Origin of the sequence: Emticicia sp. W12TSBA100-4 (assembly GCF_040253585.1) — a bacterium.
In the GTDB taxonomy this organism is placed as follows: Bacteria; Bacteroidota; Bacteroidia; order Cytophagales; family Spirosomataceae; genus Emticicia.
Genome location: NZ_JBELAU010000014.1, coordinates 49,617 through 61,570, shown reverse-complemented (window position 1 = coordinate 61,570; position 11,954 = coordinate 49,617). Strand labels below are relative to the sequence as shown.

Below are 11,954 nucleotides of genomic sequence, written 5' to 3'. Positions count from 1 at the left end.
TAAGCTTGAGATTATAGAACAAATATACAAAGTTGTGCATAACTTCCCGAAAGTTTTAAACTTTAGGGAAGTTATTTGAATAAAAAAAGGGTAGCCAAAAGTTTTGATACTTCTGACTACCCGATTGTCTTATAACAAAAGATTAGTATCCAGGGTTTTGGATTAATTTACTGTTACGGTTCATTTCATCACGATGAATCGGTAAGAAATAAATTTTGTCATCCCAGTTACGATTTTCCTTACCTGGGTCAATTTTACCGACTGTATAAGAATAATCGTAGTTGCTTGGATCATACTTATAAATCGAAACGGTTTTGCCCGCTTTTAATGTTCCTTTTACATTGATGATACTTGCTTTGCGTCCGAGGGTTGTTGGAGCAATCATCCAACGACGAGCATCGTGGTAGCGTTGTTCTTCAAATACCATTTCGATACGGCGTTCGTTGCGATAACGTTGGCGTAGAGCGTCGCCAGTTTCTGTAATTGCTGGCATACCTGCACGGAAACGAATTTGATTTAACCATTTTTGAGCCTCAATGTCTTCGCCAAGTTCGATACAAGCTTCAACATAGTTGAAAATTGCTTCAGTATAGCGTAAAAACGGCCAAGGAATTTGTTGCCAAGAGTTTTGATCAACTAAACCTGGATTTGGATCAGTAAACTTACGCATATAATAGCCAGTGTAGCTACCATTCCAGTCTTCGATGCTACTTTTACGTGTATCTAAACCGAAGTGAGTTTTCTTTGCTCCACCCGAAACAACTTCGTATTCACCTGTTTGAATTTGATTAGCAGGGTCAAGTGGGGCTGCACTTGCTGAACGTGGTTTCCAAGGTGAACCTTCATACAAGATTGTTGATTTCAAACGTGGGTCACGGTTATCGTAAGGAGCTTTTGCGTGTTCAGGCTTGTTCCAGTCGAATTTTGTGCCATCCATCATTTCATAATCATCAATTAACTCTTGGATTGGCGTATTTCCAGCCCAGTTGTTATAACCATTTGGTCCGTTGAAAAGCCCAACACGTCCACCATCTTCGTTTTTACTTTGAATAAAGTAGCGTCCAAAGATGATTTCGTTTTGGCCACCATTTCTTCCCAACGACTGATTCATGTAGTTGGTTGCTGCAACATCGGCTGAAACAGGAGCAGTAAGCCCTAATTGGAATCCAAATCCTGGTAAATCTAACACTGCTTTTGCGGCAGCTTTAGCTTTTTGCCAACGTTCAGTGCGATTGCCACTTGGAAAACCCATCAATTCTGGTTTTCCGAAAGCAGCCATTGCTTTCGATTTTGCTTTGGCCGTTGGTACATCATACAAATCACTGGCAGCATAAATCAACATACGAGATTTTAGAGCCAAAGCAGATGCCTTCGTTGCACGGCCTTTTTGAAGTGATTTTCCATCAAGCAATACTGCCGCTTCGTCGAGGTCTTTTATAATAAAGTTTAAACATTCTTCAAAAGTGTTACGGGCAGTGAGGAAATCGGTATCATTCAAAGAGAAAGCTTTGTCAACGATTGGTACACCACCGTAGTAGCGAACTAATTGATGATAAAAATAGGCTCTCATAAATTTAGCTTCTCCTTGCAAACGCTCAACAATCTTGTTGGTATTTGGGAATTGTGGGTTTTCTAAATTTTTCAAAGCAAGATTGCAGGCTCTGATACGAGAATACATATTTCCCCAGCTTAAAGTACCATTAATCCAACCTGGATCAGCAGGATTACTTCTACCTTCTGTAATGGTTGTAATACCTCTTCCTGGGTGAGTAAAAATAGCTTCATCAGTCAACGATGCAAGCATTTGCTCATTGAAACCACCCACACCTAAACCACCATATAACTCACTCACAAAAGCCTCTGCCAGAGGAGCATCGCCCCAAACTACGTTTTCTGATAATTGGTCGAGCGGTTTTGTATCTACAAAGTCATCGTTACAGCTAATCGTAAAAAACGAAACTGCAAAGAATGACAAAATTAATTTTTTATACATTTTCATTTTTCTATTAATTAAAATTTAACGTTTAAACCTAAGTTCACTACTCTTGATTGCGGATAATACTGACCAGTTGTATTTGCTGTTTCTGGGTCAAATACTTTCAATTTATCAACCGTAAACAAGTTAACACCACTTGCGTAGATTCTCATGCTGCTGAAACCAACTTTTTTACCAATTGATTCTGGAATAGTATAACCTAATTCAAAGTTCTTCAAACGTACATAGTCCGAACTTCTCAACCAATAAGTATTATTACTTGAGTAGTATTGGTCAGAACGGTTAGCGATACGTGGGTGAACATCACTTGGATTGTCGATTGTCCAACGGTTTTGGTAGATGTCAAGTAAGTAATTACCAATATTACCCATTTCGCCAGCACTTACGTATTGTTTTGCACCAGCCGCACCTTGAATCAAGATTGTTAAGTCAAGGTTTTTATATTGACCTCCCAAATTAATACCACCTTGGAACATCGGAAGCTGTGTAAAGTCAGTTCTTACTTGGTCATCTGGTGTGATTTTACCATCGCCGTTGTAATCTTTATACTTCATATCTCCAGGGCGAAGTTCTTTTACGATTGCTGAATAATCAATTCCACGAGCATCAATAGCTGCTTGGTCTTTAAATACACCATCGTAAAGGTAAGCCATGAAAGTATTCATTGGGCGACCAGTAGTGCGTTGCCATTCTGGAGCTCCAGGAGCTTCATCCCAGAAATCAATTCTGTTTTTAGCATAACCACCGTTTACGCTTACGTTATATTTAAACTCGCCAGTTTGGCCACGGTATCCAATGTTGAAGTCAAAACCACGGTTAGATACTTCACCAAAGTTTTGTGCAGGAAGTGTAATACCTGTTGATTGTGGCACAGATGCATTTTTGAACCAAAGGATTTTTGAACGCTTATTTACAAAATAATCAAATTCAAAATTGATTTTACCATTGAATAATTGACCTTCTAAACCAATGTTTGAGTTAGAAGCAACTTCCCAAGTAATGTTTTCGTTTGGAAGACGAGTTTCAAACAACGTTTTTTGCTCGGCATCGCCCAAAATAACACTGCGGAATCCGTAAGTAGAAAGATACTGGTAGGTAGCAGGAGTATTAGAGTTAGGAAGGTTTACTTGGTCATTACCCAATTGTCCCCACGAACCTCTCAATTTCAAGAAGCTAATAAATGAAAGGCTTTTCATGAATTTCTCTTCTGACATCACCCAACCTGCCATTACACCAGGGAAGAAACCATAACGTGTTGCTTTCGGGAAACGGTCAGAACCATCGTATCTCCACAAAAACTCAGCTAAATATTTCTCTTTGAAGTTATAAGCCACACGACCAAAATAGTTGATACGAGCAGTTTCATAACCACCACCACCGTTGTTCCTTTCTAAATCTCCACCTGCAAACATTTGGTCAAGTGCTGGTGAAATAAAGTAACGGCGGAAGGCATTAAAGTTATTTCCTTCGATAGTTTCTGTATTTGTACCAGCTAAAACTGTTAGGCCATGTACGCCAAATGTACGCTCATAAGTGGCTACTCCACCCAATAAGATATTCAACTGGTCGTCATAAGATTGATTTAAGTTTGGTTCAGCTGGACCTCTTTTGCTTGCTACGAGTTTAGGAGTAGTGCCATCTGCTTCAAATCCTGAACCTTGTTGGTAAAGTGTCCACGGAATTTGCCATAACTTTCTTGTTCCCAATCTTTTATCAATCGCTGCTGTTCCTGTTAATTTCAAACCTTTTACCCAAGGAATTTGAATGTCAAGAGCTCCATTTGTTTGAATAAAATCTTGTTTTTGACGGTCATAGCCTGATAGGTCAGTTGTGATAACCACAGGGTTTTCACCATTTTCGATGTCTGGGCCAGGAAGACCATTTGGCCAGAAAGCTTGCTGTTGTGGTTTCCCACGCATTTGCATTCTGAAAATGGCTGCTGCTGAACGAGTAGGGTAGTTACGAGCTTCTTCACGACCCAAAATACCAACATTTAAGTTAATGTATTTGTTGATTTTAGCATCTAAATTCAAACGAATATCATATTGTTGATAGTTCGTAGCTGAGTTTTTATAGAAAGCATCTTGGTTTTGATAACCAATTGATGCTAAGTATTTTACGCTTTCTGTGCCGCCCGAAATTTGCAAGTTATGTTGCGTTTGAGGCGACCAAGTTTTCAAAGTAGCTTTGTACCAATCTGTATTTGGGTATAACCAAGGGTCAGAACCATCAGAGTATTTTTGAATATCTGTTGGTGAAAATGGAGCTTTTCTAATTGTTCCATTTGGACGAGTGAAAGAACCTGTTGATTTATATGCAGCATTTGCACCTGCCCACTCACTTACAGGTAAACCATAAATATCAAGGTCATTGAGCATACTCACGTATTGCGAAGCATTAGTCAATTTAGGTACAACCGTTGGTTGAGAAAAACCTTGATTGGCTGAGTATGACACCACTGGTTTGCCAGTTTTTCCACGCTTAGTAGTAATCAAGATTACACCATTGGCAGCACGAGAACCATAAATAGCTGCCGAAGCATCTTTCAAAACTGATACACTTTCAATGTCATTTGGATTGATACGGTCAAGTCCACCCGCACGATTCGGAATACCATCAACGACAATAAGGGCATCGCCATTATTTAAGGTATTAGAACCACGAATACGAATCGACGAACCGTCAGCACCTGGCTCACCACTACGGTTTACTGCCACAACGCCCGCCATACGACCTGCGATTGAGTTACTCAAGTTTACTGTTGGTGACTTGATTAACTCCGAACCTTTTACTGATGCAACTGAACCAGTAATTGTTTCTTTTTTCTGCACACCATAACCAACCACAACAACTTCTCCAAGCGTTTTTGTGTCGGTCATCATACCTACATTAATTGTTGCACGGTTTCCCACAACAACTTCTTGTGGCTCGTAGCCCACGATGCTAAATACTAACACCGCCTTGCTATCAGCTACAGCAATCGAATACTCACCATTGGCATCGGTTGTTGTTCCTTTTTGAGTGCCTTTGATGAGGATGCTTACTCCAGGAAGAGCTTCTCCTTTTTCACCATCGGTTACTTTTCCCGAAACTTTTTGCTCAAGAAATTTGCCCGAACCAGCTTTGGCAAAAGCATTCGGAGCAGACAATGCTCCTACCGCTCCGAGAAGTAGTACTACTAATGCCCGCAGAGTAAATTTTTTCATAGAAATTTTTGATTAAGGTTAATAAACATTTTGATTAAACATCGCTTAAAGATATATTAAAATCTTTTAATAAGTATAGGTAAAATAATGTTTTATGTAGAGAAAGCTGTATTTTTCTAAGAAAAATGCTTATTAAAGACTCTTATCTATATTATTCATATTTTGCAATCGTTTGCACAAAATGATAATATTCCGTTGATTATTTGCCTTATTCTTAGCATAAAGAATGCTATTTAGGTTTCTGATTATAATGACCCATTTGAAAAAATTCTTTTCAATGTTAACATTAGTAAGTTGTATAATCTATATACGTCATAGGTTTTGAAGGGAATGATTTTAAAATTTTTTAAAATCACTTTTTTATTTAACTTGCGAGAATATACTCAACCTATTAAAATCTATACAATGCAAAGACATCAAGCTACAATCAAGGAAATTGCCCTAAAATTGGGTGTTTCTATTTCGACTGTTTCGAGAGCTTTACAAAATAATACTCGTATCGGCTTAAGAACGAGAGAAAGAGTTTGGGAATTGGCAAAATCAATGCACTACGTGCCGAATCCAGCCGCTATTTTTCTGAAAAAGAATCGTACATATACTATCGGAGTTTTACTGCCTTATCTACAAGAAGAGTTTTTTTCAATGGCGATTTCAGGTATTGAAGATGTGGCTTTGGAGAAAGGCTACAATGTAGTGGTGAGCCAGTCAAGAGATAAGTTTGAGAGAGAAGAAAAAGCACTGAAATCGTTTCTAAGTAGCCGAGTTGATGGCGTAATTGCTTCAGTAGCTGCTGAAACCAATAATTATAGCCACTTCAAGGAAGTCGAAAACTTTGGTACACCATTGGTGTTTTTCGATCGTGTGCCTCGAAACCTTGATGCCAATAAAGTGCGTTGTAGCATTACTGATGGTGCTTTTGAAGCTATTGAATTTTTGATAAATAAAGGTGTCAAGAGAATTGCTTTAATGAATGGCCCATCGAATTTAGAAGTTTGTGATGAGCGTTTAAATGGTTATCTGACGGCAATCAAGAAGTTTAACCTCGAAACGTCGCCTAAATATATTAAAGCTACTGATTTATCAAAAGATGATACAGTTATAAAAATGGAAGAATTATTGGCTTTGGACGAACCACCCGAAGCAATTCTGACTTTCAATGATTATGTAGCACTTTATGCTATGCAGGTATGCAAACAAAAGGGTATTGTGCCTAATAAAGACATTTTGTTTGTAAGTTTTGCTAATCTACCGATGACATTCTACTTAGATAATCCTCCACTGGCGTCGGTCGAGCAGTTTGCTTACAATATGGGTATAAAGGCCACTGAGTTATTAATAAATATCATCGAAAATCCAGCAGAAGAAATGCCACCTTATGAGGAGGTTTTAATGCATACAAAATTGATAGTTCATTAAAAAAGGTTGAATTTTATTCAACCTTTTTTAATGAACGTGCGTAGTTGCTGAAGATTATTTCATGTGATTAACTTTCTAATTCAACCTCAGATGTTTCTTCAATAATTGTCACTTCATTATCAAATAATGATATTGGTTCATATTGCTGCTCGGTTATCTCGAAGAATCGCTGGTGAATATCAAATGCTGGTTCTTCGGAAGAGAGTGAACATACTACTCTTTTGTAAGTTCCATCTTCTTGAAGTTCATAGGCATTTACGTTGTCTCTGAGGTTAAAATCCAAAATGTGCATGACTTGACGTTTTACATCTTCATCAACAATTTCAAACAATGATTCGATACGTTTATCAAAACTTCTTACCATAATATCAGCACTGCCACCGTACAGTTTCGGATGAGTATTATTATGAAAATAGAAAATGCGAGCGTGTTCGAGGAAAAGACCAACGATTGAGCGTACCGTAATATTTTCGCTCAAGCCCTTACGTCCAGGGCGTAAACAGCAGATTCCACGTACAATCAGTTTGATTTTTACCCCAGCTTGTGAAGCCTTGTAAAGTTCATTGATTACGTACTGGTCTTCCAACGAATTGAGCTTGATACAAATGCCACTCGGTAAGCCATTTTGGGCATTGATTGCCTCATTGCGTATCATTTCAATGAGCTTATTCCGCATATCTCGAGGTGATGTAATCAGGTTATGATAATCTGCAGGTTGTGAATGCCCTGTGATTACATTAAAAAACTCTGAAATATCTTTCGTATAAGTCGGATTGCTCGTTAGCAAGCCAATATCTGTATAGAGTCTTGCCGTGTCTTCATTATAATTTCCACTGGCCAAGTGAGCATATTGTGTTACTTTATTACCTTCTTTTCGTACAATAAGCATGAGTTTGGTGTGGGTTTTATACCAACCAATGCCATAAATTACGAAGCAGCCCGCACGTTGAAGTCGATCAGCTTCACGAATATTATTTTCTTCATCAAAACGTGCTTTGATTTCAAACAAAACTGATACGTGTTTACCATTTTCGGCCGCTTTTAAAAGGGCTTGAGTAACACGTGACTTCTTGGCAAGTCTGTAAATCGTTAATTTAATAGCCAGAACATCAGGGTCTTCGGCTGCTTTTTCGATGAGTTGAAGCACAGGCTCAAAATTGTTATACGGATGGTGCAACAACAAGTCTTTTTCACGAATTATCTCAAAAATGTCAGCGTTTTTATCTCGTAATCTTGGATGTGTGATTGGCGGATGTACGGGCTTGATGTCCTCTTGAAATTCGGGATGACGGATAATTTGCCACAAACAAGTGTAGTCTATCAAACATTCATCGAAAAAGATGTTATATTTATCAATTTCGAAGCGTTTTTGGAGCATAGTAAGCATCCATTCGTTTGGATTTGGTTCAATTTCCATGTGAACCACTCTGCCCAATCGACGACTCTTGATTTTTTGCTTGATTTCGTCCACAAAATCGGCTTCGATATCATCTGACTCTTCGAGCGTAAAATCTCCGTTTCGTACAATTCGGAACAAATTAACCGATTGAATTTCGATGTTTCGATAAAGTTTTTTTATTTCATGACGAACAATTTCTTCGATTGGTAAAAACAAAATTTCCTCACCACGTTCAATCGGAAAAAATCTCGGTAGATTGCTCGGGATTTGTACAAACGAAATTTTCTTATTTTCGCTATCATCAGGGAAAAGCGTTGAGCGGTTAGCATCGGTCACAACGCCAAAAATCAAGGTTTTGGCAATCAAAACAGGAAAAGCGTGAGTGTGGTCGAATAGCATTGGCGTAAGCATCGGATAAACAGTATTATCGAAATACGCAATGGTTTCTTCTAATTCGTTCGGAGAGAGTTCACTAATTTTTACAATCCTAAACTTGTATTCCGAAAATAAGGGCTTTAGCTCTTCCTTAAAAATACGGTCTTGTTCTTGGCAAAATTGTTTCACAGAAAGCATAAGGGCTTTTCGGAAAGGAATTTCACGTAAACCAGAATAATCAATACGTTCTTTATTGAAATCAAGATAATTGTAGAGGCTACCCAATCGAACCGTAAAAAATTCGTCAAGATTTGAGGCTGTAATAGCCAAAAACTTTAATCGTTCAAATAAGTTAAGGTCTTTTTCACGAGTTTGGTCAAGTACACGCTCGTTGAATTTCAGCCAACTTAAATCACGGCTCAAATAATTCGATTGTTCAATACTATCAGCATAGCGATTGATTTTTGAATCTTCGGCAATGCCTTTTGTTTCGCTATTTTTACTACTGGGTACTAACCCATTTAAAAATGAAAAAAGGCTACTTTTCGAGCCTTTGTCATTGGGTGCGTTTTTTATATTTTCTTCCATCGCTCGACAACAAAATGTGTTCTGCGAAGTAAGTCAAAAATGGTGTAAAATTCAAGAATTTAATAATAATTTAACGTTAGACGCTCAATTCTAATGGTATTTTAATAGTGGCTGAAATTATCCGTTAATCGCACGTAGAGTATGTTGTTTTGCTATCAATTACAGCAATATTATTTACGAAAATTGACTGAATTCTTTTAGGAATCGTAATCTTGGCAATGTTGTTTGAAGAACAAGTTAGCTTGAGTATTTCAGAATTATTGCATAAATCAAGGGCTGATAGCGTATTGTTTGAAACATCTAAAATGCGTAATTTAGTGTTTTTACTTAGATCAATGCTGGTCAGTTTATTATTGTCGCACTTTAATTCCATTAAGGCTATGTTATTGACAAGATTAAGTGATTTAAGTTGATTTTTCGATAAATAAAGTATTGAGAGTCTTGTAGCTGCATCAACAGAAATCGTAACGAGTAAATTATTGCTCGCATTAAGTGCATATAATTGTTTGCTCTGAATGCTTAAATCTTTCAATTGGTTATTCACACAATTTAGAGCGGCTAAATTCAGGTTTCGACTCAAATCAATGCTTGTTAGAAGGTTAGAAGAGCAATCAAGCGATTCTAAGGCACTATTTTGAGTTACATCAAGATTATCAATTTGATTTAGTGAACAATCTAAGTATGTCAATGATTTAAAGCCTTCAATGCCAATCAAAGATTTAATTTGAAGATTTGGTAAACTCAAAACCTTAATGTCTTCGGCGTCTGTTTTTTTTATTTGTCCATTAATGGTGCTATCAGAGTCAATTTTTTGAGCAATTAATGCTTTCTCAAAATTGCTGTCTTTGATAAGAATGATATTTGGGTCGATTTTAATAGTGCGAGAACTACAAGCCATCACGAAGCCAAAGGCTACCAAACAAGAATAAAAATATTTTTTCATTGTCATAATATTTTAATTGCAGCCATTTATCTTGGCTTCAAAAGTTGAACCACTATTAGAATTGATTGAAAGACCTGGAAGAAATAAAATCGAAGTGGCAGCATTCACTTTAACGGTGGTGTGATTTTCTCCGTCAGGATTTATTTTGTTGGATAATTTAGCTGATTCATTATTGTTATATTGGTAAATGCCACTACTAATATCATTATCAGGCGATGTAAGACTCAAGACTGTAGTATTACATTTATAGATTTTCAATTTTAATCGAGCTGTATTTGAAACATACTTTGCCGAATTTTGATAAGTATATTTTAGAGAGTCGGTTCCAAGGAAATTTTGAGAGGTAGGTTTAAACCATATTATACCAGTACTATCAACCGAGAATTTTCCATTTGGAGTTGTATAGCTGCTCTGAATACCCGCAAGATTTACATTTAAATCTAAAGTTAAATTATTAAATGCTACTTTGGGGAAATCATTTGCTTTAACATTGCATGCAATAGAATCTCTATAAGGTAAAATGAGTGAGTCTGGGGTGGCAATAGGTACTAAGTTGGCATCGTATCCATCCAAAGAATACCGCCACATAGCACCCGTAAAGCCTAAAAGATTGTTTGAACCCATACCATAACCACTAAACATATATGTATGTGAGCCTGTTGTGATATGATTAAGTGTATTGACCGATGCACCAGGTATATTAGTTGTACTTTCGACTTTAAGTCCTGCTGATACGGGAGTATTATTAATCATATTATCTACTTTTACTGCTTCCCAATTACCAGTAGTGGGGTTTATTCGCCAAATATCTCTTAAAAAAGATGAGTATTGTCTTAGACCACCAGTCATATACAATTTATTATCGCTCCCTACCCAGCAATAAGGTGCATTTCTCGAACCAGGATTTGTTGCAGTTTGTGGTGGATTAAAGGCTTCATTTCCTGATATTAGTGTCCATTCTTTATTTGTAGGGCTAAACTTCCAGAGGTCACCGTATTCATCTACTCCATGAGATTCGGCATAGCCACCATAAATCCAGAAATTACCGCTATTATCTTGCCAATACCCATAGTCTGACCTTGCACGAGGATAATATTGTATTGTGGGATTGTATTCAGTACCAGGATATACTCCATTTGGACAATCCTTACAGAATGGTTGGTTTTTATTGCCACTGATAAACGTCCAACTTTTAGTTGTAGTATTAAATTTCCACAAATCATTATACGAAAGCGAACCGCTTGGTGTATCAACTGCTCCACCGTACATCCACATATTATTGTCGTTATCAAACCATGCTCTGGCTCTATATCTATCGCTCGGTTTACTTTGTGAGCCTGCGTATTCATCAAAAAAAGCAAATTTTTTTGTCTTTGGATTATATCGCCAAAGGTCAGAGCGGGTGAATGTTTCAGCTGTATTTTTATCTCTATAAAGTCCACCAAAAAACCAAATGTTTCCATCTTTGTCAACTGCCGATGCCATTCTGTTTCTGCCACCAGGGTGAGCAGTACTGCTTTCTTGCCCAATCGGCCCAACAATATTTTGCCAACCTAAATCAGAAATAAAAGCCCACTTTTGCTGAGAAATGTCATATACCCAAAAATCAGATGAATATTCAGATTCCAATGAAGCACCTCCGTAAACATAAATTTCATTATTATTTGTGATACCACCAGCAGGATGTTCTCTGACCGAAGGTTTAATGGCACTGTCTAAAACCCAGGGTGCTCCTCGGACACTTAGAGGTGAAGGTAAGGGGCGAGGGAAAATCCAAGAGGCATCGCTTACTAAATATCCAGACATCCAAGTCCATTGATTTTGTGAAAAACAATTCAGAGAGATAGCACTTAAAAAAATGAAGAAGATAGTTTGCTTAGATTTTATACAGAAAAGTACAGTAAAAGCTACGCTTTTAGAATTAGGCATTTGCGGTATTAGAAAATTTACAGGTAACAAGTTTTGGAGGCACGACAATAATAAATTAAATAATAATAGCTTGTAGTTTTTCGCAGTTTAACCTGTTTTCGT

Annotated in this window: 6 protein-coding genes; 1 reads left to right on the top strand and 5 read right to left on the bottom strand. The window is 37.4% G+C overall.

Annotated features, from left to right (window positions below; genetic code table 11):
• Positions 1-142: 142 nt before the first annotated feature.
• Positions 143-1,999, bottom strand: a complete 1,857-nt coding sequence (locus ABR854_RS20230) for a RagB/SusD family nutrient uptake outer membrane protein (RefSeq protein WP_350267670.1) — start codon at positions 1,997-1,999, stop codon at positions 143-145.
• An 11-nt stretch (positions 2,000-2,010) separates the two neighbouring features.
• On the bottom strand, positions 2,011-5,202 hold the full coding sequence (locus tag ABR854_RS20225; RefSeq protein WP_350267669.1) for a SusC/RagA family TonB-linked outer membrane protein: 3,192 nt from the start codon (positions 5,200-5,202) through the stop codon (positions 2,011-2,013).
• Between the two features lie 405 nt (positions 5,203-5,607).
• On the opposite strand from ABR854_RS20225, the gene ABR854_RS20220 reads away from it, so the two are divergent.
• Positions 5,608-6,618 (top strand): LacI family DNA-binding transcriptional regulator, encoded by a 1,011-nt coding sequence (locus ABR854_RS20220; RefSeq protein WP_350267668.1) that lies wholly within the window; start codon positions 5,608-5,610, stop codon positions 6,616-6,618.
• 67 nt (positions 6,619-6,685) lie between these two features.
• On the opposite strand, the gene ppk1 is transcribed toward ABR854_RS20220, so the two are convergent.
• From ppk1 to ABR854_RS20205, 3 genes are all read right to left on the bottom strand, one after another.
• Positions 6,686-8,980 carry a polyphosphate kinase 1 gene (gene ppk1, locus ABR854_RS20215; RefSeq protein ID WP_350267667.1) on the bottom strand — a complete coding sequence of 765 codons (2,295 nt, stop codon included), beginning with the start codon at positions 8,978-8,980 and terminating at the stop codon, positions 6,686-6,688.
• Positions 8,981-9,104: 124 nt separating this feature from the next.
• On the bottom strand, positions 9,105-9,923 hold the full coding sequence (locus ABR854_RS20210) for a leucine-rich repeat domain-containing protein (protein ID WP_350267666.1): 819 nt from the start codon (positions 9,921-9,923) through the stop codon (positions 9,105-9,107).
• 12 nt (positions 9,924-9,935) lie between these two features.
• The gene (locus ABR854_RS20205) at positions 9,936-11,852 is read right to left on the bottom strand and encodes a Kelch repeat-containing protein (protein ID WP_350267665.1); all 1,917 of its coding nucleotides are present in this window, start codon (positions 11,850-11,852) and stop codon (positions 9,936-9,938) included.
• Positions 11,853-11,954: the final 102 nt, after the last annotated feature.

Coding starts and splice junctions, on each gene's coding strand:
- ABR854_RS20230 (WP_350267670.1), bottom strand. CDS start 1,999: ATGAAAATGTATAAAAAATTAATTTTGTCATTCTTTGCAGTTTCGTTT.
- ABR854_RS20225 (WP_350267669.1), bottom strand. CDS start 5,202: ATGAAAAAATTTACTCTGCGGGCATTAGTAGTACTACTTCTCGGAGCG.
- ABR854_RS20220 (WP_350267668.1), top strand. CDS start 5,608: ATGCAAAGACATCAAGCTACAATCAAGGAAATTGCCCTAAAATTGGGT.
- ppk1 (WP_350267667.1), bottom strand. CDS start 8,980: ATGGAAGAAAATATAAAAAACGCACCCAATGACAAAGGCTCGAAAAGT.
- ABR854_RS20210 (WP_350267666.1), bottom strand. CDS start 9,923: ATGAAAAAATATTTTTATTCTTGTTTGGTAGCCTTTGGCTTCGTGATG.
- ABR854_RS20205 (WP_350267665.1), bottom strand. CDS start 11,852: ATGCCTAATTCTAAAAGCGTAGCTTTTACTGTACTTTTCTGTATAAAA.